The sequence below is a fragment of the Marinobacterium weihaiense genome (assembly GCF_019061305.1).
GTDB classification, from domain to species: Bacteria; Pseudomonadota; Gammaproteobacteria; order Pseudomonadales; family Balneatricaceae; genus Marinobacterium; species Marinobacterium weihaiense.
The window spans coordinates 1-26,731 of the sequence record NZ_JAHQZT010000015.1; the positions used below are offsets into that span (position 1 = coordinate 1).

The 26,731-nt window shown below is 59.8% G+C and carries 27 protein-coding genes; all 27 read right to left on the reverse strand.

The features are described from left to right. A partial coding sequence (locus tag KTN04_RS11700) for a hypothetical protein (RefSeq protein WP_217335414.1) occupies positions 1-241 on the reverse strand: 241 nt, incomplete at its 3' end. 11 nt (positions 242-252) lie between these two features. After that, positions 253-1,020 carry a ParA family protein gene (locus tag KTN04_RS11705; RefSeq protein WP_217335415.1) on the reverse strand — a complete coding sequence of 256 codons (768 nt, stop codon included), beginning with the start codon at positions 1,018-1,020 and terminating at the stop codon, positions 253-255. Positions 1,021-1,049: 29 nt separating this feature from the next. Continuing rightward, a complete protein-coding gene (locus tag KTN04_RS11710; protein WP_217335416.1) occupies positions 1,050-2,252 on the reverse strand; it encodes a protein-glutamate methylesterase/protein-glutamine glutaminase in 1,203 nt (400 codons plus the stop codon). A gap of 27 nt (positions 2,253-2,279) precedes the next feature. Beyond that, positions 2,280-4,385, reverse strand: coding sequence for a chemotaxis protein CheA (locus KTN04_RS11715; protein ID WP_217335417.1), 2,106 nt, complete (start codon positions 4,383-4,385; stop codon positions 2,280-2,282). 12 nt (positions 4,386-4,397) lie between these two features. Next, entirely contained in the window at positions 4,398-5,237 is an 840-nt protein-coding gene (locus tag KTN04_RS11720; RefSeq protein WP_217335418.1) for a protein phosphatase CheZ, read from the reverse strand. 21 nt (positions 5,238-5,258) lie between these two features. Beyond that, complete coding sequence (gene cheY, locus KTN04_RS11725; protein WP_217335419.1) at positions 5,259-5,645, reverse strand: chemotaxis response regulator CheY; 387 nt, start codon at positions 5,643-5,645, stop codon at positions 5,259-5,261. A gap of 54 nt (positions 5,646-5,699) precedes the next feature. Further along, positions 5,700-6,410, reverse strand: coding sequence for an RNA polymerase sigma factor FliA (locus KTN04_RS11730; protein ID WP_217335420.1), 711 nt, complete (start codon positions 6,408-6,410; stop codon positions 5,700-5,702). Between the two features lie 11 nt (positions 6,411-6,421). Next, positions 6,422-7,246, reverse strand: coding sequence for a MinD/ParA family protein (locus KTN04_RS11735; RefSeq protein ID WP_217335421.1), 825 nt, complete (start codon positions 7,244-7,246; stop codon positions 6,422-6,424). Positions 7,247-7,256: 10 nt separating this feature from the next. Then, positions 7,257-8,747 carry a flagellar biosynthesis protein FlhF gene (flhF, locus tag KTN04_RS11740; protein WP_217335422.1) on the reverse strand — a complete coding sequence of 497 codons (1,491 nt, stop codon included), beginning with the start codon at positions 8,745-8,747 and terminating at the stop codon, positions 7,257-7,259. 33 nt (positions 8,748-8,780) lie between these two features. Then, positions 8,781-10,889: a flagellar biosynthesis protein FlhA gene (gene flhA / locus KTN04_RS11745; RefSeq protein WP_217335423.1), complete on the reverse strand. Its 2,109-nt coding sequence runs from the start codon at positions 10,887-10,889 to the stop codon at positions 8,781-8,783. A gap of 144 nt (positions 10,890-11,033) precedes the next feature. Beyond that, positions 11,034-12,179 (reverse strand): flagellar biosynthesis protein FlhB, encoded by a 1,146-nt coding sequence (gene flhB, locus KTN04_RS11750; RefSeq protein ID WP_217335424.1) that lies wholly within the window; start codon positions 12,177-12,179, stop codon positions 11,034-11,036. Then, positions 12,180-12,959 (reverse strand): flagellar biosynthetic protein FliR, encoded by a 780-nt coding sequence (gene fliR / locus KTN04_RS11755; protein ID WP_217335425.1) that lies wholly within the window; start codon positions 12,957-12,959, stop codon positions 12,180-12,182. It abuts the gene before it with no gap. Between the two features lie 7 nt (positions 12,960-12,966). Beyond that, the gene (gene fliQ, locus KTN04_RS11760; RefSeq protein WP_217335426.1) at positions 12,967-13,236 is read right to left on the reverse strand and encodes a flagellar biosynthesis protein FliQ; all 270 of its coding nucleotides are present in this window, start codon (positions 13,234-13,236) and stop codon (positions 12,967-12,969) included. Positions 13,237-13,249: 13 nt separating this feature from the next. Then, positions 13,250-13,987, reverse strand: coding sequence for a flagellar type III secretion system pore protein FliP (gene fliP, locus KTN04_RS11765; RefSeq protein WP_217335427.1), 738 nt, complete (start codon positions 13,985-13,987; stop codon positions 13,250-13,252). Further along, a complete protein-coding gene (gene fliO, locus KTN04_RS11770) occupies positions 13,984-14,394 on the reverse strand; it encodes a flagellar biosynthetic protein FliO (protein WP_254262526.1) in 411 nt (136 codons plus the stop codon). Before fliO ends, fliP begins: the two co-directional genes overlap by 4 nt. Next, entirely contained in the window at positions 14,394-14,843 is a 450-nt protein-coding gene (fliN, locus tag KTN04_RS11775; protein ID WP_217335429.1) for a flagellar motor switch protein FliN, read from the reverse strand. The genes fliO and fliN overlap by 1 nt, the downstream gene beginning before the upstream one ends. 23 nt (positions 14,844-14,866) lie before the next feature. Further along, entirely contained in the window at positions 14,867-15,853 is a 987-nt protein-coding gene (gene fliM, locus KTN04_RS11780) for a flagellar motor switch protein FliM (protein ID WP_217335430.1), read from the reverse strand. Positions 15,854-15,862: 9 nt separating this feature from the next. Next, positions 15,863-16,384, reverse strand: a complete 522-nt coding sequence (locus KTN04_RS11785) for a flagellar basal body-associated FliL family protein (RefSeq protein WP_217335431.1) — start codon at positions 16,382-16,384, stop codon at positions 15,863-15,865. Between the two features lie 75 nt (positions 16,385-16,459). Further along, positions 16,460-18,340, reverse strand: coding sequence for a flagellar hook-length control protein FliK (locus KTN04_RS11790; protein ID WP_217335432.1), 1,881 nt, complete (start codon positions 18,338-18,340; stop codon positions 16,460-16,462). Between the two features lie 54 nt (positions 18,341-18,394). Further along, complete coding sequence (fliJ, locus tag KTN04_RS11795) at positions 18,395-18,841, reverse strand: flagellar export protein FliJ (RefSeq protein WP_217335433.1); 447 nt, start codon at positions 18,839-18,841, stop codon at positions 18,395-18,397. Positions 18,842-18,857: 16 nt separating this feature from the next. Continuing rightward, the gene (gene fliI / locus KTN04_RS11800) at positions 18,858-20,252 is read right to left on the reverse strand and encodes a flagellar protein export ATPase FliI (protein ID WP_407659257.1); all 1,395 of its coding nucleotides are present in this window, start codon (positions 20,250-20,252) and stop codon (positions 18,858-18,860) included. Positions 20,253-20,258: 6 nt separating this feature from the next. Beyond that, positions 20,259-21,014, reverse strand: coding sequence for a flagellar assembly protein FliH (locus tag KTN04_RS11805; protein WP_217335434.1), 756 nt, complete (start codon positions 21,012-21,014; stop codon positions 20,259-20,261). Further along, the gene (gene fliG, locus KTN04_RS11810; RefSeq protein ID WP_217335435.1) at positions 21,014-22,018 is read right to left on the reverse strand and encodes a flagellar motor switch protein FliG; all 1,005 of its coding nucleotides are present in this window, start codon (positions 22,016-22,018) and stop codon (positions 21,014-21,016) included. Before fliG ends, KTN04_RS11805 begins: the two co-directional genes overlap by 1 nt. Next, a complete protein-coding gene (gene fliF / locus KTN04_RS11815) occupies positions 22,008-23,690 on the reverse strand; it encodes a flagellar basal-body MS-ring/collar protein FliF (RefSeq protein ID WP_217335436.1) in 1,683 nt (560 codons plus the stop codon). Before fliF ends, fliG begins: the two co-directional genes overlap by 11 nt. Before the next feature lie 23 nt (positions 23,691-23,713). Beyond that, complete coding sequence (fliE, locus tag KTN04_RS11820) at positions 23,714-24,064, reverse strand: flagellar hook-basal body complex protein FliE (protein WP_217335437.1); 351 nt, start codon at positions 24,062-24,064, stop codon at positions 23,714-23,716. Between the two features lie 184 nt (positions 24,065-24,248). Then, positions 24,249-24,878: a 3'-5' exonuclease gene (locus tag KTN04_RS11825; protein WP_217335438.1), complete on the reverse strand. Its 630-nt coding sequence runs from the start codon at positions 24,876-24,878 to the stop codon at positions 24,249-24,251. Positions 24,879-24,884: 6 nt separating this feature from the next. Beyond that, positions 24,885-26,714: a putative nucleotidyltransferase substrate binding domain-containing protein gene (locus KTN04_RS11830; RefSeq protein WP_217335439.1), complete on the reverse strand. Its 1,830-nt coding sequence runs from the start codon at positions 26,712-26,714 to the stop codon at positions 24,885-24,887. Positions 26,715-26,731 lie beyond the last annotated feature (17 nt).

Genomic DNA, 26,731 nt, shown 5'->3' on the forward strand with positions numbered 1-26,731 from the left:
GCTCTGGCTCTGGCTCTGGCTCTGGCTCTGGCTCTGGCTCTGGCTCTGGCTCTGGCTCTGGCTCTGGCTCTGGCTCTGGCTCTGGCTCTGGCTCTACAGTCAGGTTGTCGCCAACCGCGGGCTCAGTCAACCCCTCGGGGGCCACGGATGTCTCCGTGTTAGTACCCGTTTCGTCATCCAGCTCCGGCTCCTGCAGCAACGCTTCCAGGTATTCAAATACCACTTGTTTCTGGTCGGCCATTGCGTTCTCCGTTATCGCTGTTCCAGCAGGCTGCGCAGCAGGCGGGCGTAAGCATGTACCCCGCGACTGCCGGCATCGAGTGACGAGGGCACCACCCCCTTGAGGCTGGCATTACGGAATTTGGTATCCACAGGCACAACCGCGTTGGAGAGGTGCTCCGGGTAGTGTTTGTGCAACTCGCGCAGACTATTGACGGATGCCTGAGTGCGGCGGTCATAAAACGTCGGCACGATGGTAAACGGAAGCTTGTGCTTGCGCGCCCGGTTGATCATCTGGATGGTGCGCACCATGCGCTCCAGCCCCTTCAGTGCCAGAAACTCGGTCTGTACCGGCACCACCAGATGCTGGCAGGCCGCCAGTGCATTCACCATCAATACCCCCAGCACCGGCGGACTGTCCAGCAGGACATAATCATAATCGGCCTGCAGGTGGCGCAATGCCTTGGCTACCTGCAGACCCATGCCCTCTTGGGCCACGGCCTTGCGCTCCAACGTGGCCAACGCCGTGGCCGCCGGGATCAGCTGAATGCTGTCATGACTGGTACTCAGGACAAGCTGGTGGACACGCTCGGCATCAACCCGGGTCTGTTCAAACAGATCGTAGACGCTGTGCTCCAGCTCGTCCGGGTCATAACGAAAGTAGCTGGTCATGGAGCCATGCGGGTCTAGATCGACCAGCAAGACACGGTAGCCGACCTCGGCCAGCAACCCGGCCAGGGTGATCGCGGTGGTGGTTTTGCCAACGCCTCCCTTCTGGTTTGCAACTGCCCATACCTGCATCTGTCTGTCTTCCTGTTGGTGAGCCGAAATCAGCGCGCGCCGCGTCGTGCCAGCAGCGGCCCGATATCATCAAGCTCCAGAACGGCATCAGCCAGGCCGGCATTTACCACGGCCTGAGGCATGCCATAAATGGTGCAGCTGTCACGATTCTGTGCCCACATGGTGGCACCGGCCTGTTTGAGCAGGCGTGCGCCATCACAGCCATCGGCGCCCATACCGGTCAGGATAACTCCCAACACCTTGCTGCCGTAAGTTTTAGCGGCTGAGGCATAGCTGACGTCCACGCTGGGCTTGTAGGTCAGACGCTCATCACCGGCCAGAATGCGGACGCGATCTTTCTGGCGCGGATCGATCATCATCTGTAGCCCTCCCGGCGCCAACAGCGCCAGCCCGGGGCGCAGGCTATCGCCATCCTCGGCTTCCTTCACGCTGATCTGACATTGCTGGTTCAAGCGCTCGGCAAAGACTTGGGTAAAGGTCTTAGGCATGTGCTGAATCAGTAGAATCGGGTAAGGGTAGTTGGCTGGCAGGGTTGTCAGGACCTTTTGCAGTGCGGCCGGGCCACCCGTGGAGGCTCCGATCACCAGCAGCTTGCAGTCGGGGAACTGTACTCGTGATGCCGGCGTAGTGGGGGCATCACTGCTGCCGGCAGGAGCAGGCCGGCTGACCGGTGCTCGACGGTTCTCAGCAGCGGTCCCCGCACGGGCCGCCGGTCGCTCGGGGCGGGATGTACGAGGAGTGGGTGCCGGGTCATCCGGACGGAACACCATACTGGTGCCACTGGTCTCGCGTCCCGGGAAGGAGCGCTCCAGGGCACTGCTGCGCCGAAAACGACGGGTGCGTCCCAGCGCAACCAGACGGTCGATCAATTGCCCGCGAACACTGCTGTTCTTGTCCATCCAGGCACGAATGTCCTTGGGCAGGTAATCGGCCGCACCGGCTTCAAGTGCCTGTAGCGTGACACGGGCGCCTTCATGCGTCAGTGACGACAGCATGAGTACATTGGTCGGCGCTTCTCGCATGATGATGCGCACGGCCTCGATGCCGTTCATCTGTGGCATCTCCACATCCATGGTCACCACATCAGGCTTGAGCCGCTTGACCTGGTCAACGGCTTCCTTGCCGTTGACCGCCGTGCCCACCACTTCCAGCCGTGGATCGCCCTTGAGCATCTCCTCGATCCGATGACGGAAGAAGCCCGAATCATCAACAATCAGCACCTTAACCGGCATATGAATCCCTCATCTACGCCAGCCGTCTCAGCTCGATGCGTAATGTTTCAGCAAGTTGGGTATATCAATAATCAATGCTATGCGGCCGTCACCGGTAATGGTGGCACCGGACAACCCCGGGGTACCATGCAGAATGCTGCCCAGCGGCTTGATGACGACCTCTTCCTGGCCCACCAGCTGATCAACCACAAAGCCGACGCGCGTAGTCCCCACGCTGACGATCACCACATGCCCCTGAGCCGGCAGCTCGGCACAACTCTGCCCCTGTACCAGCCAACGCTTGAGATGGAACAACGGCAAGGCCTGGTCACGCACGATGATCACCTGTTGACCGTCGACAACGTTGGTCTGGGTCAGATCCAGATTGAAGATTTCGTTGACGTTGACCAGCGGGAGAGCAAAGGCCTGATCCTCCAACATGACCATCAGGGTCGGCATGATCGCCAGCGTCAGCGGCACCTGAATGGCAATACGGGTTCCCTGCCCCATGATGGAGTCGATACTCAGGGTACCGTTGAGCTGGGTGATCTTAGTCTTGACCACGTCCATGCCCACACCACGCCCGGATACGTCGGAGACTTCCGTCTTGGTGGAAAAACCGGCCTGAAAGATCAGGTTGAAACATTCTTGGTCCGTCAGGCGGCGTGCTGCCTCAGCATCCATCATGCCCCGCTTGACTGCTAGGTTGCGCAGCACTTCCGGGTCCATGCCGGCACCGTCATCCTGAATGATCAGCAGGATGTGATCGCCCTCCTGCTCGGCCGACAGCAGCACATGTCCTTCGCGCGGCTTGCCTATACGGGCACGCTCATCCGGGGCCTCGATGCCATGGTCAACCGAGTTGCGCACCAAGTGGATCAATGGGTCTGCAAGCGCCTCGACCAGGTTCTTGTCGAGGTCGGTTTCTTCACCCCGCAGCTCCAGACGCACCTCCTTCTTGAGGTTGCGCGACAAATCGCGGATCAAGCGCGGGAAACGGCCGAAGACTTTCTTCACGGGCTGCATGCGCGTTTTCATCACTGAAGTCTGCAGGTCAGCCGTGACCATGTCGAGCGTACCCAATGCCTTGGCCATCTCTTCATCTTCGCGGGTGCCGCCCAGGCGTACCAGACGATTGCGGACCAGTACCAACTCACCGACCATGTTCATGATCTTGTCGAGCAGGCGGGTATCAACACGTACATTGCTTTCAGCCGCAGGCTTGGATGCGCTCGGCTTGGCCTTGGCTTCCTGAGGCTCTGCAGCCACAGCCGTTACCTGAGCAGGTGCTGGCGGCGGCTCTGCCGGGACGGCCGGGGCTGCAGGTGCAGCTTGCGCCACCGGTGCTACAGCCGCTTGCGGGGCTGCCTGCGGAACCGCTTCATGCCCCGACTCAAGATGGGCAAACGCCCCCTGCCCCGTGGACTGAAGCTCATCCAGTAGCGCTTCGAATTCGTCATCTGTAATCAGGTCTTCGGCGGCGGAGGACGGTGCCGCCTCGGTAGGCGGGGCCGCTTCATTGCCCGGCCCCTTGCCTGGACCATGTAGCTCATCCAACAGAGCCTCGAACTCATCTTCGGTAATCAGGTCGTTATCACCGCTGCCGGTATCTGCCGGCGCTGCCTGATGACTGCCTTCCAGATCCCCCAGCAATGACTCGAAATCGTCCATTGGAGTATTGGGGTTGGCCGCCACAGGCTCGGGAACTGTGGGTGCCGGTGTTGGGGCAGCCGGCTCAGGTGCCGAAGCCGGTGCTGACGATACCCCCCCTTCTGCAAAGGTCGCCAGCGCCTGCAGCAAGGCGGCCGGGGCATGCTGCGGCTCTTCACCGGCACGCACGGCTTCGAACATGGCATTGATGGCATCCAGCGCCTGCAACACCACGTCCATCAGATCCGAGTTGACGCTCAATTCACCATTGCGCAGCAGGTCAAAAAGGTTTTCGGCCTTGTGGCAGCATTCCACCATGGCATCCAGCTGTAGAAAGCCGGCACCGCCCTTGACCGTGTGGAATCCTCGGAAGATCGCGTTCAGCAGGTCCTTGTCGTCAGGCCGCTGTTCAAGATCAACCAGCTGCTCGGACAACTGTTCCAGTATTTCACCGGCTTCAACGAGAAAGTCTTCCAGAATTTCCTGATCGACATCCAGACTCATAGAGAGCTCCTATCAAAATCCCAGGCTGGAAAGCAGGTCATCAACATCATCCTGATCACACAGCGTGTCCTGCCCCCCCTTCGGTAGCTGGGGGCCCTCCGCCTGAATAGGATCTGTTTTACGATCAGCACCCGATGGCGTCCTGCGTGTGTCGGCGCTACCTGTTTCAGCGGGTTGCTCAACAGTTTCCAGGCTACTCAGCCGTTCAACTTTGGCAGCCATATTCATCAGTTTGACCAGCTGGCCTTCAACCTGCGTCACCAGTGTGATGACACGCCGGATCAACTGCCCGGTAATGTCCTGCACGCTCTGTGAAACCAGGATATCGGTCAAGGTGGTGCGCAGTTCTTCAATCGTGGCTTCAGACTGATTTTTCAGTTCACAGGTGCGGTCATAGACCCCGTCCAGTGCACTGAATTCGCCTTCCAGCTGTCCCACCAGCAACAACAGCTCCTTGAAGCGTTCACTCTGCTGATTCAGCCGGTCCACCATGCCCAGCGAACGATCGACCCGGTCCATGGTTTCATGGGCGTTCTTTTCTGTCAGCTCAATGACATAATTGAGCCGGTCAGACGCATCACCGATACCGGAGAGGCTTTCCTCGTTATCGTTGCCGGCCATTGTGCCACCAACATCACTGGAAAAAGCCTTGATGGCCTCGTGCAAACCGCGGGTCAGATGGCCCACTTCGTTATAAAACACCTGATGACGGGCAAACTGAAGCTCATTGATCAGCCCCATTGCCTCCGGCAGGTTACCGGCTTCCAGTTCGGCAACCAGCGCTTTGGCGCGGTCACGCAGAAACTCGTCAAAGCCGTTGAAATCCACTTTGCTGGCCGTTTGCGCTGCCATCAAAACTCCCCGCTAACGCTGTTAGCCCTCGATACGTTCAAAGATCTTGTCGATCTTTTCTTTCAGCACGGCTGCCGTGAACGGCTTGACGACATAGCCATTAACCCCAGCCTGCGCCGCGGCAATGATCTGTTCACGCTTCGCTTCTGCCGTCACCATCAAGACGGGTATGTGCGCCAGCGAAGGGTCGGCCCTGACTGTCTTGAGCAAGTCAATGCCCGTCATTTCAGGCATGTTCCAGTCAGTAATCAAGAAGTCGACACTGCCCTGCTTGAGGATCGGCAGCGCCGTCTTGCCATCATCCGCCTCATCGACGTTGGTAAAGCCCAGGTCGCGCAGCAGGTTCTTGATAATTCGCCTCATAGTGGAAAAGTCATCCACAACGAGTATTTTGATGTCTTTTTTCAAGACACTTCTCCCAATTCAGAAAACGCCCCTAAGAGACCTCTGGAGGTCGTCAGGCTAGCGCCAGTCCCGCAACCGACCGCGCAATCTCAACGCCGCCTGGCTGTGAATCTGACTGACCCTGGACTCACTGACCCCCAGTACCTGACCGATCTCCTTGAGATTCAGTTCTTCGTCATAATACAACGACAATACCAGACGCTCACGCTCGGGCAACGCCCCGATCGCCTGCGCCAGTGCTTGCTTGAAGCCACTGCTCTCAAGCGCACGGCGCGGGTCCGGCTCGGCGGCCGCAAACTGTTCAACCGGCGCATCATCCACCGCATCCGTCAGCTGATCGTAACTGAACAGGCGGCTATCAACCGAGTCTCGCAGCAGCGCGTGATACTCTGCCACGCTGACACCCAGTTCGGCGGCCACTTCCGCATCAGATGCATCTCGGCCGCTGCGATGTTCCACCTGCACCATGGCTTCACTGATGCGGCGCGCATTACGGTGTACCGAACGTGGCGTCCAGTCGCCACGGCGCACCTCATCGATGATGGCACCACGAATGCGAATGCCGGCATAGGTTTCAAAGCTGGCTCCCTTGCCGGCGTCATACCGGCGGGCCGCTTCCAGCAGCCCCATCATGCCGGCCTGAATCAGGTCATCCAACACCACGTGGGCAGGCAGACGCGCCATCAGATGATGAGCGATGCGCCGAACCAGCGGGGTGTATTCCTGGATCAGCTCCTGACCGGATTTAAACTCCACTACGTTGTACATATACGCTTCTTTCAGGGTTGACGCGCGCCCTGTACGAGCCGCTCGACAAAGAATTCCAGATGTCCTCTGGGACTGGTGCTGACCGGCCAACTATCAACCTTGTTGGCTAACTGGCGGTAGGCCAAGGCCGCCTTCTCTTTCGGGAAGGCTTTCAACACAGCCCTTTGTTTTTGTACGGCTTTGCGAACCGATTCATCATAAGGTATTGAACCCAGGTATTGAAGCGTAACATCAAGAAATCTGTCGGTAACTGTTAACAGTTTATTGAACATGCTGCGTCCCTCCGTGTCCGTTCTCACCATGTTGGCCAGCACCCTGAAGCGCGTCATCTGATAATCCCTGTTGAGCAGCTTAATCAAGGCATAGGCATCGGTGATGGAAGTCGGTTCGTCACACACCACCACCAGCACCTCCTGTGCCGCACACACGAAACTCACCACCGAATCGGAAATGCCGGCAGCCGTGTCGATTACCAGCACATCCAATTCATCCGCCACGTCATTGAAGGCATGAATCAATTCGGCATGCTCGTGTGCACTGAGCGCGGTCATGTCCTGAGTGCCCGATGCCGCCGGCACGATCCAGAAGTCCTCGCCCGCTTCCACCATGACATCTCTCAGCGTACAGCGCCCGGCCAGCACATCCGCGATATTCTGCTGCGGCCGCAGCCCCAGCATTACATCCACATTGGCCAGCCCCAGGTCCGCGTCCATCAGCACCACCCTGCGTCCCATCTCACTCAGGGCCGACGCCAGATTAACCGATACATTGGTCTTGCCGACACCGCCCTTGCCGCCGGTGACGGCGATGACTTTTACGGGGTGAGTGTCTTTCATCTACTGTTCCTCACCCGGCCCGAAATACTGATGCATCCTGGTCATCCTCACCCGGTTGTGCGCTGCGCTGGGCGATCACCACGGTGTGACTGACCAGGTCGTTGCGCTGGGCAATACCGATATCATCCGGTATTTTCTGGCCATCTGTCACGTAGGCAATGGGCAGCTGCTTTTCCACCACCAGGGTCAAGGCCTCTCCAAGACTACCGGATTCGTCCGTCTTGCTCAGTACGCAGCCTTGCAGCCCCAGCGTCGAATAGGTCTCGTACGCGTTGCGCATCAGCTGCAGCTGACTGGAACAGGATAGTACCAGTAGTTTCTTCAGACGCAGGGTGACACCGGACAACATTTGCATCTGTAGCTGCCCCTGGGGGTCGGAAGCATTCATGCCCGCCGTGTCGATCAACACCAGACGTTTGTTGCGCAGCCCCTGCAAGACCTCTTCCAGGCTGTGATTTTCATCCACCACCCGTACCGGTACATCGAGAATGCGGCCAAAGGTCTTGAGCTGCTCGTGCGCCGCGATACGGAAACAGTCAGTGGTCACCAGCGCTACGCTGGAGCTGCCGTGCTGCAGCACGTGACGTGCCGCCAACTTGCCAATGGTGGTGGTCTTGCCCACGCCGGTCGGGCCGACAAAAACAATCATGCCGCCGCGCTCGACCAGTTCTTCGCCCAGTACCGGCAACGCATCCGCCAGGCGCGCCAATGCATTGCGCCAGGCGGTATCCGGTGCCAGTTCCGGCTCGACCCCGCTCATCAACTGACGCACCAGCGGTACGCCAAGACCCAGCTGTTGCAGCCGCTGTGCCACCTGCTGGTGCTGCGCGGACAGATCCCGACGCGGTGGCGGAGCAGCTTTTTCCTGCTGCAGCAGCTGCCGCAGCTCCTGGATCTCCTGCTGCATGCTGCGCAGCGCCGGGTCCTCCTCCGGCAGCACCGGCTCGGGAACGAATGACGGCTCCTGCCGGGACGGCTGAGCACTGCGCGGGGGGCGACTGGCGGGCGGCGGTGGCGCCGGACGTGGCACTGGCTCCGGGGCCGATTCGGGCGTCGCACTACGGCGCCGGTTACGCGCTTTCAACGACGCCAGAATCGAACGCAAATCTTCGTCATCTTCGTCATCGATTTGCCGATTGACGTTGCGATCGGCACGCACATCCGGTTCAGACAGGCGACGACTGGCCTCGGCGATACGCGCCCGGGTCTTGTTGAGCTCCTCTTCCAGCGCCGCATTGCGGCTGGCCTGCTCGGACTGGTGCGAATGGCTGCCGGTAAGTATGCGGATCTGTTCCTCGCGACGGTTGTCGGGAGGGCGTGCGCTGCGGTTGCGCTTGAGCTCGGCTTGGGCGGCCTCATACTCATCCTCATGCGCCGCCACCACTTCCACGCCACCGGCCACGCGGTGGTTGGAAATGATCACGGCGTCAGGGCCGATCTCCTCTCGAACCCGGCGCATAGCCTGACGCATATCCGGTGCAAAGATACGTTTTACTTTCATATCCTTCCCTTATCGGCCGCCTGTCGCCAAACCCTAGCCATTTTGTCCGCCTACGGTGGCCACGATGGTGACTTTCTTGTTTTCGGGAATCTCCTGATAGGAGAGTACATGAATTTGATGCTCGCCATAACGGACAAATTTGGCCATCAACGGCCGCACCGGCGCGGCCACCAACAGCACCGAAGGCTTGCCGGCCATTTCCTGGCGCTGAGCCGTCTCGGCCAGCGAGCGCTGCAGCCGCTCGGCCATGCCGGGCTCCAGCACCAGACCTTCATCGCCCTGCCCCTGCTGCATGGACCCCAACAGCATCTGCTCCAGCGAGGGCTCCAGCGTAATCACGGCCAGGTCCGGTTCCGAACCGTTGATCGTCTGCACAATCAGGCGTGAGATCGCTACTCGCACGGCTGCCGTCAACGCCAGCGGGTCTTGGGTCCGCTGTACCGCTTCGGCCAGTGCCTCGGCGATGGAGCGGAAGTCTTTCAGTGGCACCTGCTCCATCAGCAGATTCTGCAACACCTTGAGCAACGCACTGATCGACAGCTTTTTCGGCACCAGCTCTTCCACCAGTTTGGGCGAACTCTTGGTGAGCAGGTCCAGCAGCTGTTGCACTTCCTCATGCCCCAGCAGCTCGTGGGCGTGAGTCTGCAGCACCTGGTTGATGTGCGTGGCCACCACCGTACTGGCATCCACCACGGTATACCCCAGGGTTTGGGCATGCTCTTTATGGCTCTTGTCGATCCAGACCGCATCCAGTCCAAAGGCCGGATCCTTGACACTGATACCGTTCAAATCCCCGAACACCTGCCCCGGGTTGATCGCCAGCTCACGGTCCGGGTAGATTTCAGCTTCGCCGGCAATCACCCCCATCAGCGTGATGCGGTAGGCCCCCGGCAACAGATCCAGGTTGTCGCGAATGTGGACTGAAGGCACCAGAAAGCCCAGATCCTGAGACAACTTCTTGCGCACCCCCTTGATGCGCCCGAGCAACTGCCCGCCCTGCATTTTGTCCACCATCGGGATCAGCCGATAGCCCACCTCAAGCCCGATCATGTCCACCGGCATGACATCATCCCATCCAAGCTCACGGTTGTCTTCCGTCGGGGCCGGCGCCTCCTCCTCGGCTTTTTCGGCCTGTTCGGCCGCCTGTTCGGCGCGGCGCTGCTCTTCACGGTTGATCCACCAGGCTCCGCCGGCAGCCGCTGCTGCCAGGCTGATAAAGGCAAAATGTGGCATTCCGGGCACGACCCCCATGATGAACAGTATGGCAGCCGCCACACTCAGTGCACGCGGGGAAGCAAACATCTGCCGGAATACCTGAGTGCCCATCGCTTCGGAGGAATTGGCACGGGTCACCATGACCGCAGCCGCCGTGGACAGCAGCAGGGAAGGTATCTGCGCCACCAGACCGTCACCGATGGTCAGCAGCGAATAGTACTGCAGTGCCATGTCAAAATTGAGGCCGTGCTGGACCATGCCGATGCCCAGCCCGCCCAGCAGGTTGATGACCAGTATCAGTATGCCGGCGACGGCATCGCCGCGCACAAACTTGGATGCACCATCCATGGCCCCATAGAAGTCTGCCTCCTGGGTAACCTCGCTGCGCCGCGCCCGGGCCTCGTCCTGGTTGATCAGACCTGCGTTCAGGTCGGCATCGATGGCCATCTGCTTGCCGGGCATGGCATCCAGGGTAAAGCGGGCGCTGACTTCCGAGATGCGCCCGGCCCCCTTGGTCACGACCACAAAATTGATGATCACCAGGATCAGGAACACCACGATACCCACAACGTAGTTACCTCCAACGACAACGTCACCGAAGGCCTGAATCACCTTGCCGGCCGCATCGCCCCCCTCGTGTCCGAACAGCAGCACCACACGCGTCGAGGCTACGTTCAGCGCCAGGCGCAGCAGCGTAGCCGCCAGCAGAATGGTCGGAAAGACGGCAAAGTCCAGCGGTCGCAAGGCATAGATACTGACCAGCAGTACCACGATGGATAGAGCGATATTGAAGGTAAAAAACACGTCGAGCAGGAACGCGGGCATGGGCAGAGTGACCATACCGAGAATAACCAGCAGCAACAGTGGTATCCCCAGGTTCCCCTGGGTCAGGCCACGGACATTATTCAGGATGACTTCGCGTTCCACGCTTCCTCCAAGGGTGTCAAAAAAACAATAAATAAATTCCCAGGCCGGCTCGTGTTACGGGAGCCCGCCGGTTCAACGGTGCAGCTGATGTTTTTTTGACATTTTACACGCGTTTACACTGAGGATATGCAAAAAGTCCGCCAATTATTCTTCCGGTTCACGACGGAATTCGTCCGGAATATCCAGGTCATCGTCACGCAGCGGGGCTGGCGCCTCGTCTAGGCGCTGCCGGTAGCGCTTGAGCTGGAACACATAGGCCAGCACCTGGGCCACCGATTGATACAGACCGGCCGGTATTTCATCACCGATCTCAGTCGCATGATACAGCGCTCGTGCCAGCGGAGGCGCCGACAGCAAGGGCACATCATTGGCTTCGGCCACCTCGCGGATCTTGAGCGCCACGAAATCGGCCCCCTTGGCCACCACCCTCGGTGCACCGCTGCCGCCCTGATCATACTTGAGTGCAACGGCGTAGTGCGTCGGGTTCGTAATCACCACGTCTGCCTCGGGCACGTCGGACATCATCTTGCGCTGGGCGATCTCGCGCTGCAGCTGGCGGATGCGCCCCTTCACCTCGGGCTTGCCCTCGGTGTTCTTCATTTCGTCCTTGACCTCCTGCAGTGTCATTTTCAGCTTTTTGTTGTAATCGTAGAGCTGAAAGGGCACATCAATAAGGGAGATAATGATCAGTGACAGACTCATGACCAGAAACGACCAGCCGAGAATCTGCAACGAGTGGGCGATGGCCGGCTCCACCGCCTCCCGGGCCAGTGCTACCAGGTCGGGACGGTCCAGCCAAAGCACCATGATGGCAAAGGAGCCCACCAGCAGAAACTTGGCCAGCGCCTTGGCCAACTCGATCAGCGCCTTGAGCGAGAACATGCGCTTGATGCCGCTGAGCGGATTCAGACGACTGCCCTTGGGCTGAATCGCCTGACCACTGAAGTTCCACCCACCCAAAGCGATGGGACTGAGCAGTGCAGCCAGCAGGGTTAGCAGGTAAAAACCCCAGAGACTGAAAAACCCTTCAAAGAGCGCCTCTCCCAAGTGGCTGAACATGCGGGCTGGATCAAAGGCATCCCGTCGATCCAGACTGAAGCTTTCCACCATGATATTCATCATGGTGCCGGCAACCTCGCTGCCGAACAGCAGGGCCGATGCCGCTGCAGCCAGCAGCAGGGCCGTGGCCGAGAGCTCCCGTGAGCGCGGAATATCGCCCTTGTCACGCGCTTCTTTCAGCCGTTTCGCCGTGGGCTCTTCGGTTTTTTCCTGACCGGTTTCTTCTGCCATCTACGTCCCCGCCTGCAGCAGACCGGCGATAGTATTGAGTGCCTCGGAGGCAAACACCTGGTAATGGCTGAAGAAGCCGGACAAGCTAGCCCAGACAATGAAAATCCCCATCAGCATGGTGAACGGGAAGCCGATGGCAAAGATATTCAGCTGTGGCGCGGCCTTGGTCATGATACCGAAGGCAAAGTTGATCACCAGCAGCGCCGTAACCGCCGGCAGCGCCATCAGCAACGCGGCCATGAACAGCCAGCCCCCGGAAAGTGCCATCTGCCAGAGCGTCGCCTGACTGGGTCCACCCGCGGCCACCGGCAGTACATGAAAGCTCTGCGCCAGAATTTCGATCAGCACCAGATGCCCATCCATGCCCAAAAACAGCATCATCACCAGCATCAGATAGATCTGCGCCACGATCACCACGCTGACCCCGTTGGCCGGATCGGTCATGGACGCAAACCCCAGGCCCATCTGCATCGCCATGATCTGCCCCCCGGCGACAAAGCTCTGCAGCAGGATATTGGCCGAAAAGCCCAGCAGACTGCCGATCAGTACCTGCTGCGCCACCACGATCCAGTTTTCCAGGGTCAGCGCATCGAACGCAGGCATGGGCGGCAGCACCGGCACCAGCAGCACCGTGACGGCCAGCGCCAACCCCAGGCGCAGGCGCGTCGGCAGCATCTGGGTGCCAATGATCGGCATCGCCATGAAAAAGGACATGACTCGAAACAGGGGCCAGAGAAAGCCGTTGACCCAGTGTTCGATCTGCAGCAGGCTGATTTCCATGACGTTCCTAGGAAATCAGACGGGGAATGTTGAGGAACAGGTAGTTAAACAGGTCGGTGATGCGCGTCACGATCCAGGGGCCGGCCCACATCACCGACAGCAGCGTCACGATCAGACGCGGCAGAAAGCTAAGAGTCTGCTCGTTGATCTGCGTCGCCGCCTGAAACACGGAAATCACCAGCCCCACGGCCAGCGACGGCCCCACGATCACGGCAACAATCACCACCACCAGCCAGAAGGCCTGGCCGAAAAGGTCAAGTGTCATGCCCGGATCCATAGTGCCCTCCCGTCTATATGCCGAAACTGGCCGCCAGCGTACCCACGACCATGGCCCAGCCGTCCACCAGCACGAACAGCATGATCTTGAACGGCAGCGAAATGATCACCGGCGACAGCATCATCATGCCCATCGCCATCAACACGCTGGCCACCACCAAGTCGATGACCAGAAAGGGAATGAACAGCATGAAGCCGATCTGAAAGGCAGTTTTCAGTTCACTGATGATGAACGAGGGAATCAGGATGGTGAAAGGAATGTCTTCCACTCGCTCCACCGGCGGCGTTTCCGAGATACGCATGAACAGATTGAGGTCGCTTTCGCGCGTCTGCCGCAGCATGAAGTCACGGAAGGGTTCGCCCGCCGCCTTGAACGCGTCCAGCGGCGCCATCTCCTCCGCCATGTAAGGTTGCACGGCGCGGGCGTTCACCTCATCCAGCACCGGCGACATAATGAACAGGGTCAGAAACAGCGACAGGCCGATGATGATCTGGTTGGAAGGCGTCTGCTGCAGCCCCAGTGCCTGGCGCAGAATGGCAAACACGATGATGATGCGAGCAAAGGAGGTCATCATCATCAACATCGCCGGCAGGAACGTCAGCAGCGTCATCAAGGCCAGAATCTGGATGGTGACGCTGTAGTTGGCGGTACCATCCTCGCCCGGCACCAGCGTCACGGCCGGAATGCCGGTATCAGCCAGAGCAGGCATTACCGGCAGCAGCGCCAGCACCAGGAGTCCCAGCAGCCTCATTGTGGCCCTCCGCGCCCCAGAGCCTGCTGCAGACGATCGGCAAAGGCCGCACCACGCAGGGCTTCTGAATCGACAACCGGCGCATCGAAATGCTTGATCAGGCTGACACGCCCCGGCGCAACGCCCAACAGCAGCTGCTCCTGCCCTACCTGTACCAGTACAGCGCGCTCGCGCTGCCCCAGCGGCAATGCCGCCAGCACCTTCATGCCCTGCCCCGATGCTGTGGTACCATTGACGCGCCGTACCAACCACCCCAGCAGCAGGATCAACCCCACCACCAGCGTCAGTCCCAGGCCCAGCTGAACCAGGCTGCCCCAGGACAGCGGGTCTGGCAGGTCTGCCCGCGCGGGTGGCGCTTCGGCCATGGCGGTCAGCGGCAGCAGTGCCAGTACCATCAGCCTGCGCATCATTTCAACCGCCGGATACGTTCCTGCGGGCTGATCACGTCGGTCAGGCGGATGCCGTAGCGATCATTGACGACCACCACTTCCCCATGGGCAATCAGGGTGCCGTTGACCTTGACGTCCAGCGGCTCGCCCGCCACCCGGTCCAACTCGATGACCGAGCCCTGGCTCAGCTGCAGCAGGTTGCGGATGGCAATTTCCGTGCCGCCCACTTCCATGGTCAGGTTCACGGGAATATCCAGAATGACATCCAGCTTGGGGTCCGCTATCGGCACCGAGTCATCCTGCAGTTCATCCAGCTCGACCCCACGCGCCGACGGGGCCGACTGAGCCTGTACATCGTCCAGCAGGGCGTCCGCATCGACACCCGCGTCACCGGTTTGCTCCTCCAGCGCGGCCGCCCACTCGTCGGCCAGGGCCTGTTGATCCGGATTGTTGTTCTCGTCACTCACGTCATGATTCTCCGCAGGCCGCGTCAGTCAGAGCCCGGCCGCTTGATGGTATCCTTGATTTTAACTGCCAGATTGCCCCGCGAGGTACCCAACTGACAGTTGAACAGCGGGATGCCGTTGGCGTTCAGGGACAGGCTGTCCGCCATTTCAACCGGTATGATGTCGCCCGCTTCCAGCTCCATGATGTCCCGCAGTGTCAGCTCGCGTTCGGCCACCTTGAGGTCCAGTTCCAGCGTTGCCATCATGATGTCACGGCGCAGCGCCGTCAGCCAGCGCTCATCCTTCTGTTCTTCCGTCGTCTGCACACCGGACAGCAGCTGATCGCGCACCGGCTCCAGCATCGCGTAAGGCATGGTGATGTGCAGCTCGCCGGTACCACCCTCCAGGTCAATCTGGAAGGTGCTGACCACCACCACCTCGGTTGGGTTGACCGCATTAGCCATTGCCGGGTTAACCTCATGGCCGACGTGTTCGAACTGCAGCGGATACACGGGTCGCCAAGCCTCCTGCAAGTCATGAAACAGCTGCTGCAGCGTCTTGTGCACGATGCGGGTTTCGGTGGGCGTAAACTCACGCCCTTCGATCTTGGCGTGGCGACCATCGCCCCCGAAGAACTGATCCACCAGGCGAAATACCAGCCGCGCATCCATGATGAATAGGGCCGTCCCCCTCAGGGGGTGCGCCTTGACCAGACTCATGCTGGTCGGTACGTAAAGGGTATGAATGTAGTCGCCGTACTTCATCACCTGAATACCGCCAACCGTCACGTCAGCCGTGCGGCGCAGCAGATTGAACAGACTGATGCGGGTATGTCGGGCGAAGCGCTCATTGATCATTTCCAGCGTGGGCATGCGCCCACGCACGATGCGGTCATGACTGGCCAGGTCATAGGGCTCAATACCGTCTTCCGAGCCACCACTGGGCTCCTCGTCAGTATCGACATCGCCATCGTCTACGCCATGGAGCAGCGCATCGATCTCGTCCTGGGAGAGCAGATCCTTGACCGACATCAGCTTACCTTACTGCATGACAAAGTTGGTGAAGAGGATGGTTTCCACGCCAGGCTGACCGATCTTCTCCTGCATGATGGACTGCACCAGTTCAGTCGCCTCGGCACGCAACGCCCGCTTGCCCTCGATGCCTTGCAGCTCTTCAAACGACTGCGAGCTGAACAGCGCATTGAGGCGCGCCACAATCAGCGGCATATGCAGCTGCAGCGCGGCATCCACTTCAGGGCTGCGACTCTTGGCCTCGACAAACGCCTGCAGATAGTGACGCTTGTTGTCTTCGGACTGCAGCGTGACTACAAAGGATGGCTTGCCTTCCAGTGTACGCACCTTGGTGTAAACCGCATCTTGCTGCACCGGCTCGGCAGCAGTCGCACCGGCCGCCGCCTGCTCACCCGGAGCCAGCAGAAAATAAGTCAGACCTGCACCACCGCCCAGCATCAACACGCCGACCAGTGCAATTATGATAATCAGTTTTTTATTGGAGCCCTTGCCGTCAGCCGGTGTCTCTTCGGCTGTTTCATTGCCCGCCATTCATGCCTCCGCTGATAGTCAGCATCCTTACAATTCAGGCGAGTAATATACCACACTGCCTTTGCGGCTGTAGTCTCAGGCGTAATAGTCGACCAGACCCAACGCGGCCTGACTGATGACCGTCATGTCTGTGTCCTCGGCATCACCGCCGCCGGCATAGCGCCCTGCACCACCATTATCAGAGCCACGGTCACGCGAATCCGAACCATGCTGACGTGCCTCATCCGAAACGGACGAATCCTGCAGGTTAAGCCCCTGGTCGGAGAACATTTCACGCAGCCGCGGCAACTGCTGTTCCAGCGCATCACGTACCATCGGGTTAGCACTGGTGAAGCTAACGCTGACTTGGTCCTGACCCTGCACATGGATGCGGATTTGCATGGCTCCCAACTCTGGCGGATCAAGCTGAATCTGGGCGCTGCGCGGGCCATGCTGCGCCATCATGATGGCGCGTTCGCCCATTTGCCGCCCCCACCGAGGATCGCCCAGCTGCTGCTGCATCTGCTGCTGCAGCTGCTCGGCAAAAGTGGCGGGCTGAGTGGTGACTGACGCCGCTACACTGCCGCGTGAGCTACCGGCCAACTGCGCCGCTGCATTCTGCCCATCCTGACGGGACTGCTGTCCGCCATCGTCACCGACTTCACCCGCCTCCGCTGCCGCTCTCAAAGCAGCCGTCGTGACTTCGGCGCGCACGGCCCCCGCTTCTGCCTGGGTGCGGACAGCGGAGGCATCCGTTCGTCCCGCATCCGGTCGCGCGGTCAAAGCGGCATCACGCCCGCCGCTCACGTCGGTGACTTCACTCCCCTGGGCACTGCTCACAGCCGCCTGGCGCAGGGCATTGCCCGCCTGCACTGACGGCACCTCCATTCCATCATCGGTAGCATCGGCTGCCACGCTGGCCTCGGGACGGGGGGCAACCCCGGCCGAAGGCGGCACACGCTGCCCCATTTCGGTCGCGCCATTCAATAGCGGTGTAGCCCCTCCCCCAGCCGACACCGTTACCGGAGCCGGCTGAACTGCTGCAGCGGTGGCCGCTGCCTGCCCGGCGGGCACGGGCGCCGAGCGCGCCTCGGCCATCAATGGCGGCGCTGGCTGAGCCCGGTACGTGACGCCCTCGGCTTCAGACGGCGAGGGAACACCACCCGCCTGCAAGGATGCAGGCGCCGTAGTGGGCAGGCTGGGAGGTGCACTGGCAGCCGCAGCCACTTGTGCAGGCACCCGCCCCGTCATCTGAGCGACCTGCCCGCCGGGCAATTCGCCCGCTGGAGCCTGTATACCGGTCAAGGCGCTCGCTTGAGGCCGAGAGGCAGGTGTGGTCGCCCCTTCGACAGAGACGCCGGGGCGGGCCGGTGTCGTTGAAGTCAAGGGCTGTGTATCCGGTGGCGTCGGCTGCATTACCGCCGCCTGCTGCACCGCCCTGCTTCCTTGCACATTTTCCCTGGTATCAGCGGGAGGTACAGATGGCGCGCCTGCGCCTGATGTGACGGTCGCAGCTGGTGCCGGGGCTCCCCCTGCTGCCTGAGCCGGGACATTACCGGCCGGCGATGTAACGCCGTTCGGTTTCGCGCTGACTCCGGGCGCTGCTGCGTCTGCAGGCGCAGGCATAGCCGTTGATATCTGCACCAACCGCCCGCCAGCCTCGGTGGCCTGAACGGTTACAGGTTCTGGCAGAACCTGGGCCGACATGGCTGCACCGGTCACACCGCCGTCCACTGTGGCTTCGGCCAGCTCAAGCCCCTCCGGCAAGGGCTCGCCCCCTGGAGGCAAGGGCTTTCCCTCGCCTGCCGCCAGCATGCGGCCGCCCTGAGCCTGCAACAAGCCCTGAAACAGCAACTGAAAGCCTGCCTGTGCCGGTGCCGGTGCCGTTGCCACAGGCAAAGTACCCGTCGCCGGTGCTGGCGCCGGTGCAATGTTAAGCATCAAGGATGATGAGGGCAGCGATTGATTGATAGCCATGACAGACTCCTGCAGAGGGGTGACAATCTGTCAATGCAAATACAGTGCCAGCAACTATATATAGCGAGGGCGCAGGTGTTGGGAGCGCTCGTCGATTTCCTGTTGCAACTTGTGCTCGCGCTGCTGCAACTCTTCTTCACGCGCCTTGTGCACCAGCTTCTCGATGCCTTTTTCGCGGGCATAGGCCTGCTGCCAATAGGCCTGCACCTGCTGCAACTGATCGCGCGCCTGTTGCAGTGCCTGCTCCTGCTGATGCATGGTCTGACTGATCTTTTGCATGAACGCCTGCCGTGACTGCAGCGCGTCAATGCTAACGCCCTGACGGCCGGTATGCGTGAACTGCTGCTGGTACTCGCTCAGGTATTGCTGCAACTGAACAATCCCTTGCTCGCCCTGACCGACACGCTGACGCGCATCCGCCAGAAAGCGTTCGGCCTCGCGCCGCTTGCGCTCGGCCACGGCAAGCACGACTTCCAGCCGCTGTGATCGCGGTTTACTCATACGAACCTACCCTCCTTCAAGGTGTACGGCGCAGATTCTGCCCCGGCGCCTGGGTCGGCTGCGCCTGCTGCGGCGGCGGTGACATGACCATTGCCAGCTCCTGCATGCAACGCTTGATTGGCATGGGCTCATGCATGCCCTGCTGTAGATAAGCGCGAATAGCCGGCAGCATATCGATGGCCCGGTCGGTTTCAGCATCACTGCCGCGCACATAAGCGCCCACCGAGATCAAATCGGCGTTCTGCTGATAACGGGAATACAGACGCTTGAACTGGAGCGCCAGGTTAAGCTGGCTGGCATCCACGATCTGCGGCATAGCACGGCTGATCGAGGCCTCGATATCCAGTGCCGGGTAATGCCCCTGTTCGGCCAAGCTACGTGATAGTACGAAATGGCCATCAAGAATGGCACGGGCAGAGTCCGCAACCGGGTCCTGCTGATCGTCCCCTTCGGTAAGCACCGTATAAAAGGCGGTGATCGAACCGCCGCCGGTACTGCCGTTACCGGCCCTCTCCACCAGTTTGGGCAACTTGGCAAAGACCGACGGCGGATACCCCTTGGTGGCTGGCGGCTCACCCACCGCCAGTGCAATCTCGCGTTGAGCCTGGGCATAGCGGGTCAGAGAATCCATCAACAACAGCACATTCTTGCCCTGGGCACGGAAGTACTCGGCGATGCGGGTCGTCAGCTGGGCGGCCCGCAAGCGCATCAGGGGCGAATCGTCCGCCGGTGCAGCCACCACCACCGAGCGAGCCATACCTTCAGCACCCAGGCTGTGATCAATGAATTCGCGCACTTCTCGCCCACGCTCACCGATCAGCCCAACCACGGTGATTTCCGCCTCGGTAAAGCGCGTCATCATACCCAACAACACGGACTTGCCGACGCCACTGCCGGCAAACAGACCCAAACGCTGGCCGCGCCCCACCGTCAGCAGGCCATTGATGGCACGCACACCGACATCCAGCGTCTGTTCAATCGGGTGACGATGCAGCGGGTTGATGGTTTCGCCCTGCAGGGTCACCATGTCATCCGGCTTGAGTGGTCCCTTGCCATCCAGTGGTCGCCCTATGCCATCGATGACACGCCCCAGCAGCCCAAAGCCCACAGGTACCAGGCTGGCACCGACCCGAGGCCGCACGGCCGCACCGGGCGCCAGACCATCCACGCTGTCCAGCGGCATCAGATAGATACGATCACCGGCAAAACCGACCACCTCAGCCTCAACGCTGCCCTCGCCCTGCAACGACACCAGGCAATAGTCACCCAGCGCCACTTTCAGCCCCACCGCTTCCAGGGTCAACCCGATCAAACGCGTCACGCGCCCTTCGACTTCCGGGCGCGGAGGCTCGTATTGGCAGTGCAGATAGCGCTTGAGGCGCAGATCCATGTCCGGCACAAGAATATCCATGGTGGGTCAGGATTCCGGCGTTTCGGGATCAGGGGTCTTGATCAGGCGCGCCAGCAGCTGGTCGGCCACCTGACGGAAACGCTGCTCTACCTGATAGTCGACCCGGCAGGTGCCGCTGTCAACCCGGCAACTGCCCGGCGTCAGGGTCTCATCCGCCACCAGCTTCATGTTATCCGTTTCCAGCAGCGGCACTAACGACTCATGTTGCGTGGGGTGCACCTGTATTACCACTTCACCACTGCCTTCGGGCAACTGGGCCAGCGCTTCGCGCACACTCTGCGCCAAGTGCTCGATGTTGACGCTCAGCTCCGCCTTGACGGCGGCTTCGGCCAGCTCGACCACCAGACGGATCAGGCTGTCTTCAATGGTTTCACGCTGATATTCGAGCGGTGCCTGCAACTGTTCTAAAAAAGCATCCAGTTGCTGCAGGCGTGCTGTAATGTCGGCTTGGCCGGCGTCCAGTCCCTGCTGATGACCTGCTTCATACCCCTGCTGGCGCCCCTCTTCCTGCCCCTGGCGCAGGCCCTCGGTGTAGCCCTCCTGGCGCGCGGCCTCGCACAGCTCTTCCCACTGGGAAAGCGTCAATTTTTCGGCGAATATTTCCTCTTCCACGACGGAAACATCCACTTCTTCCAGCGGGCTGGGCGGTTTGCGCGCCAAGGCCTGTACCACCCGTGCCTCCCCTCCCACATCCGGGGGCAACCAGCGTTCGACAACACCGGCATCAGCAGCACGAATGCGAACAGGAGCATCACTCTTCATCAGATCATCTCTTCACCGGAGCCACCCAGCACGATCTCGCCATCATCCGCCAGGCGACGTGCCACGGTCAAAATCTCCTTCTGTGCATCTTCCACTTCGGATACGCGCACCGGCCCCTTCGCTTCCAGGTCGTCACGCAACAGGTCGGCTGCACGCTTGGACATATTCTTGAAGATTTTTTCCTGCAGCGACGTATCGGCCCCCTTCAGCGCCAGCACCAGACTGTCGGTGGATACCTCACGCAGAATAACCTGAATGCCACGGTCATCCACATCCGACAGGTTGTCGAACACGAACATCAGATCGGAGATCTCGCTGGCCAGACCCTCGTCATTGTCACGGATACCCTCCATGATCTCGGCTTCCAGCGAGGACTCCATGAAGTTCATGATGTTGGCGGCCGAACGTACCCCACCCAGGGTACGGGACTGGCTCGCCTTGCTGCCGGTGAACTGACTTTCGAACATGTCATTCAGCTCCTGCAGAGCCTGCGGCTGAATGCGGTCCAGTGCAGCGATACGCATCAGAATTTCAAGGCGCACCTTTTCATCGAAGTAGGACAGCACCACGGCGGCCTGGTCCGAGTCCAGATAGGCGATCACCACCGCCTGAATCTGGGGGTGCTCGTAGCGCAGGGCTTCGGCCACCTGACGGGCATCCATCCAGCGCAGAGTATCCAGCCCCGAGGTGTTGGTGCTGAACAGGATACGGTCGATAAGCGTCTTGGCTTTCTCTTCGCCCAACGCCTGATTGAGCATGGCGCGGATATAGCGGTCATTGTTGATACCGATACCGGTCTGGTCACTGACCACGTTCATGAAGTCGGCCACCACACTCTCCACGCGCGACTGGGGCACGTTGTCCAGCTGGGTCATGGCCTCGCCGATCCGTTGCACCTCCTTGGGGCCCAAGTGCTTGAGAATCTCGGCCGCATCGGACTCGCCAAGGCTGATGAGCAAGATGGCGGCTTTCTGGATATCCGTGAGTTCACTTTCATCGGTCATGATCGATTACCCACTGTCGTACGGCCTGGGCCACTTTTTCCGGATCCTCCGCCACCATGCTGCGAATAGCGTTCAACTGATAATCAAAGCTTTCATTGGGCGTCGGCAGTACGCCACGGTCGCCGCTGCTGCCCCCCAGCGTAACCTTATCATCCGCCACGCCACTGCCTTCAAGCCCCTCCAGATCGGCGGCAATCTCGCCGGCCGGACCCAGGGTCATGACGTCCTTGCTGCTGCCGGCATCCGCCAGACTGCGCAGAATCGGGCGCAACACCCCCAGAATCAGCAGCAACACAAACAGCCCTGCCATAACCTGTTTGATCACATCCCAGAACCAGTCCTGCTCCCACAGGGCTGGCTCGGTCATGTCAACGGGTTCCGCCGGCACGAACGGCGAATTGATCACGGTCACACTGTCACCCCGCACGGCGGAGTAGCCTACCGCGTTGCGTACCAGCACCTGCAAGCGTTCCAGGTCATTTTCGGTCCAGGGCCTGCGTTCGCTCTCGCCGGTTTCAGGGTTAGTACCGGCCAGGTCATCCACTACCACGGCAACACTCAGACGCTTAACCACGCCGGTTTGGTGACGGGTGTAGCTGAGGGTACGGTCCAGCTCATAATTGCGCACCGCCTGCTCCCGGCTGGAACCACTGGAAGCCTGAGCCAGAGCACTCCCTTCCCCATCAACGTCTTCCGGCACCGCATTGGGGCCCGGTGGCTGATTGGATAACGCCCCCGGCACACCGCGTGGCTGCGCGCCGGATGCACGCTTTTCCTCCATGGTTTTTTCGCTGCGCAGCGCGGGCAAGTCCGGGTTGTAAATTTCGTCGGCCTGCTCCACTTCGGTGAAGTCGATATCGGTGGACACTTCGGCCCGGAAGTTGCCCAGCCCCACAACCGGCTGCAAGATACTGTTGACGCGATTGAGCAGGGTCTGCTCGATCTTGCGCGTGTACTCCAGCTGCTTGGCAGCCAGCACCACATCTTCATCCTGGTCACGGGTGTTGAGCAGGCGACCTTTTTGGTCGACAACCGTTACATCTTCAACAGCCAGCTCCGGAATACTCGACGCCACCAGATTGGCAATGGCGGCGACTTGGTCACGCTCCAGTGAACGTCCGGAGAACATCTCGATAAACACCGACGCACGCGGTTTGCGCTGATCACGAACAAATACGGACTCCTTGGGCAAGGCCAAATGCACTCGCGCCGAGCGCACCGCCAACACACTACTGATGGTGCGTGCCAACTCACCTTCTAGCCCACGCCGAAAGCGGGCGTTTTCCATGAACTGACTGGTGCCCAGGCCCTGCTCTTTTTCCAGCAGTTCAAAGCCGACCGTCTTATCGGAAGTAAAGCCTTCGGCCGCCAGTTTCAGGCGAGCCTGATGAACATGCTCTTCCGGCACCAGAATAGCTCGGCCGTCGGCATCAAACTTGTAGGGCACACTGTACAGACGCAGCTGCTCGATAACCTCATTGGCATCAGCAAAGTTAAGGTTGGAGAACAGCACCCGGTAATCCGGCTTCTGAGACCAGAGCACCACGGCAAAGCCGATGGCAATACTGGCCGCCAACCCGACCATCAGGCCAAGCTGACGCAGGATGCCCAAGCTATTGAAGCCGGACATGAGGCTGCCTTTGCTGCTGACCTGTGCTGCCGTGTTATCCATTCAACCCTTAACCGTTAACTGCCTTAAATCGGCATTTTCATTACATCTTCATAGGCAGTGACCAGGCGATTGCGTACCTGTGTCATGGCCTGAAAGGATACTGACGCTTTTTGCGCCTGAATCATGACCTGTGGCAGATCCACGGACGGATCGCCCTGCTCATAAGCGGTTCTCAGCCGGGATGCTTCCGACTGGTGTTCATTGACCTTGTCCACGGCATTCTTGAGCAGATCAGCAAAACCGGCACTTTCGGTCTTGCTGATCCCCGGCGCAGCAAAATCCGGCTGGGCGACGGGTGTTATACCCTGCTGCATCTCGGTTCGAATCGAGCGCATCTGGGACAGCAGGCTGTTGATATCAGCACGCTCAACCATGCGTTCCACCTCCTGCGGCAATTTTTTGACATTATAGAGACTGGCCCTTTTGCATCAAGCATAGAGCGTTTCAAGCCGACAATATACTGACGTATTACGGGTGCCTGGTCACCTCCTAACCAGTACCAAGCAAAAAGCGGGCCATTAAGCCCGCTTTTTTCGGTCATCTGAGTCTCGCATGCTGTCAGTAACTGGTACGAGGCGTCTCGCCGTATTTCAAACGCACGTACATCAACGCCACTGTGATGGCATCGCCGAGCGCAGTATGACGTTCCAGCATGGGAATATCCAGTTTGCCGGCAATGGTATCAAAGCGCAGATCCACATCGCCGCCTACATGCTTCCACTTGATGATGTCATGATAGACATGGGACAGCTCGACCGCCTTGTTGGGCAAACCAAAGCCGTAGCGCGGACGGATGAATTTATCCAACATGCGTATATCGAAGTTGACGTAATACCCCAAAACTGGACGGTTGCCGATAAATGCCAGCACCTGCTCCAGCGCATCTTCCAGTTCGATGCCGTCCGCCAAGTCACTGGCACGGATCTTGTGAATCTTGATCGAATCACCGCTGAGACTAGCAGGCGGCTTGAGTTTCAGATCGAGGCGCTCGCTGGTAATCACCTTGCGCCCCTTGATGCGTACCGCGCCGATGGACAGAATCTCGGCTTTTTTAACGTCCAGACTGGTGGTCTCGCAGTCCAGCGACACCAGCTCGTCGCCCTTATAGCTTTCGAACAGGTGAGCCCAGGGGCCCTCGCGATGTTCGCGTTTTTCTTTCAGGCGCCGTATCGAGCGCGGGATGATCATCGCTGCTTACCCTCCCAGATGGTAACGCTGTGCCAGATGTTTCTTGAACCCTTTGACGACATGGAGGGCATCACGCAACAGGTCACGCTCCAGCTTGTTCAGCTGTTGCAGATCGATCTGATTGGGTGTCGGGTCCAATCCATCCTCGGCCTCTTCGGCGCGGCGGATCTGCTGGCGCAGACGCAATTGAATGAACAGCGCCAATGCCTCACTCATGTCCTTGCCGTGTTGCTCCTGCATGGTGCCCTGCTCAACCAGCATTTCGATACGCTGAAAGGTGTTGGTCTTGAGGATACGGTGCTCCAGTGCCAGCGTACGCACGCCATGCACAATGGGGAAGATACCCCCTTTCTTGATATCCAGCTGCCCCCGGTCCTTGAGGTTGCCAAAGAAGGTCAGCGGCGTATCGAATTCGACAGCGGCCCGCGCGAAGTGGGAAAAAAACACATCGTTGTTGCGCAGATGGCGCAGGAACCAGTTACGCGCCACCTTGAACAAGGCCTCGTTGCCGGCCACCGGTTTGGCATCAACCGCGATGGCCAGCTGCATCAGCGCCGTGCCGTCACAGGTCGCCGCCCAGTCACTCAGGCGCTGGGTCCAGTCGCCGACCGAATTGACCCATTCCGGGTTGGAGACCATGATCCGGCCAGGACAGGGCGGGAAGCCAAAGGAAATCAGCGTCTGGCTGAATCGGTCCATGCAGGCCTGCATGCCCGGCCAACTGAGGTTGTCACGGAAGATAAGGGCATTGTCCTGGTCGGTTTTCATGATCTGCTCGGCACGCCCTTCAGACCCCATCACGATCAGGCAGACATGGGGCTGCATGTCCGCCGGGATGATGAGATCAAACAGCTTGGAAATGATGCGTCCGTTCATCGCGGCCAGCAAGTCCATGGTGAAGCGAATCTTGACGCCGGTCGAGATCAGCGCCTTGATCAGCTCGTTCAACCCCTGAGCCGCTTCGCGCAGCTGGTCGATACTGTCTGCCCGTTCGATGCGTAGACCAATCACATGGGAATGGCTGGAGAAATAACTCAGCACATCAGTCAGCTCGACCACGCCCACCATCTCCTGGCCAGCCGTGACCACCACGCGCTCGATCTGCTGCTGCGTCATGGTGACCAGAGCATTGAACAGATAGTCTTCATGGTCGATGCTGACAAGGCGATAGCTGGCGATATCGGACACATCAGTATCCAGCGGCCGTTGGTTCAGCACCACGGCATCCAGCAGGTCAGTCCCGGTCACCATCCCCAGACGCCCCCCTTTGCGCGCCAGGACACAGTCTGCCTTGTGCTGCCGCATTAGCTCGGTCGCCTCACGAATACTGGTCCCCTGCTCGACGACCAGTGGGTCACGCACGGCGGCATCCGTAATGCGTGCCAACATGAACTCGGCCATATCCTGATTGCTGCCATGCTGAGCCACAATCTGCTGCTTGACCGCCAGGTTCTGTTGAAAGTAGTCCGCAAACTGGGCATTGCTGGCCATCAGGTCCAGCAGCGTGCGTGTCGGCAGGATATGGCAGATAGTTTCTTCTTCGGCCACAAAGTTGTGGATCGCTTTGCCACGCAGGGCAGACCAGCCACCAAAGTAATCTTCATTCTGGTAATGGACGAAGATCTGCTGCGGCGCATCAGCGCCGGCCTCAAGCGCTTCACTTTCTCCAACTCGCCCTTTCAGGATGACGTAGACCCCTTCGGGCACGTCGCCGGCGGCAATGACGGTTTCACCACGTTGGAAATAGGCGATATCGAGATGATCACGCAGCAACTGCTGCTCGCCGTCGTTCAGCAAGCTGAACGGGATGTTGTCCATTTTAAAGGAGTTTGGCATGGGCATGCCCTCCGAAA

Bases quoted from the DNA above. Each gene is read 5' to 3' on its own strand.
- KTN04_RS11705 (WP_217335415.1), bottom strand. From the start codon at position 1,020: ATGCAGGTATGGGCAGTTGCAAACCAGAAGGGAGGCGTTGGCAAAACC.
- KTN04_RS11710 (WP_217335416.1), bottom strand. From the start codon at position 2,252: ATGCCGGTTAAGGTGCTGATTGTTGATGATTCGGGCTTCTTCCGTCAT.
- KTN04_RS11715 (WP_217335417.1), bottom strand. From the start codon at position 4,385: ATGAGTCTGGATGTCGATCAGGAAATTCTGGAAGACTTTCTCGTTGAA.
- KTN04_RS11720 (WP_217335418.1), bottom strand. From the start codon at position 5,237: ATGGCAGCGCAAACGGCCAGCAAAGTGGATTTCAACGGCTTTGACGAG.
- KTN04_RS11730 (WP_217335420.1), bottom strand. From the start codon at position 6,410: ATGTACAACGTAGTGGAGTTTAAATCCGGTCAGGAGCTGATCCAGGAA.
- KTN04_RS11735 (WP_217335421.1), bottom strand. From the start codon at position 7,246: ATGAAAGACACTCACCCCGTAAAAGTCATCGCCGTCACCGGCGGCAAG.
- flhF (WP_217335422.1), bottom strand. From the start codon at position 8,747: ATGAAAGTAAAACGTATCTTTGCACCGGATATGCGTCAGGCTATGCGC.
- flhB (WP_217335424.1), bottom strand. From the start codon at position 12,179: ATGGCAGAAGAAACCGGTCAGGAAAAAACCGAAGAGCCCACGGCGAAA.
- fliR (WP_217335425.1), bottom strand. From the start codon at position 12,959: ATGGAAATCAGCCTGCTGCAGATCGAACACTGGGTCAACGGCTTTCTC.
- fliQ (WP_217335426.1), bottom strand. From the start codon at position 13,236: ATGGATCCGGGCATGACACTTGACCTTTTCGGCCAGGCCTTCTGGCTG.
- fliP (WP_217335427.1), bottom strand. From the start codon at position 13,987: ATGAGGCTGCTGGGACTCCTGGTGCTGGCGCTGCTGCCGGTAATGCCT.
- fliO (WP_254262526.1), bottom strand. From the start codon at position 14,394: ATGCGCAGGCTGATGGTACTGGCACTGCTGCCGCTGACCGCCATGGCC.
- fliM (WP_217335430.1), bottom strand. From the start codon at position 15,853: ATGTCGGTCAAGGATCTGCTCTCCCAGGACGAGATCGATGCGCTGCTC.
- KTN04_RS11785 (WP_217335431.1), bottom strand. From the start codon at position 16,384: ATGGCGGGCAATGAAACAGCCGAAGAGACACCGGCTGACGGCAAGGGC.
- KTN04_RS11790 (WP_217335432.1), bottom strand. From the start codon at position 18,340: ATGGCTATCAATCAATCGCTGCCCTCATCATCCTTGATGCTTAACATT.
- fliJ (WP_217335433.1), bottom strand. From the start codon at position 18,841: ATGAGTAAACCGCGATCACAGCGGCTGGAAGTCGTGCTTGCCGTGGCC.
- fliI (WP_407659257.1), bottom strand. From the start codon at position 20,252: ATGGATATTCTTGTGCCGGACATGGATCTGCGCCTCAAGCGCTATCTG.
- KTN04_RS11805 (WP_217335434.1), bottom strand. From the start codon at position 21,014: ATGAAGAGTGATGCTCCTGTTCGCATTCGTGCTGCTGATGCCGGTGTT.
- fliG (WP_217335435.1), bottom strand. From the start codon at position 22,018: ATGACCGATGAAAGTGAACTCACGGATATCCAGAAAGCCGCCATCTTG.
- fliF (WP_217335436.1), bottom strand. From the start codon at position 23,690: ATGGATAACACGGCAGCACAGGTCAGCAGCAAAGGCAGCCTCATGTCC.
- fliE (WP_217335437.1), bottom strand. From the start codon at position 24,064: ATGGTTGAGCGTGCTGATATCAACAGCCTGCTGTCCCAGATGCGCTCG.
- KTN04_RS11825 (WP_217335438.1), bottom strand. From the start codon at position 24,878: ATGATCATCCCGCGCTCGATACGGCGCCTGAAAGAAAAACGCGAACAT.
- KTN04_RS11830 (WP_217335439.1), bottom strand. From the start codon at position 26,714: ATGCCAAACTCCTTTAAAATGGACAACATCCCGTTCAGCTTGCTGAAC.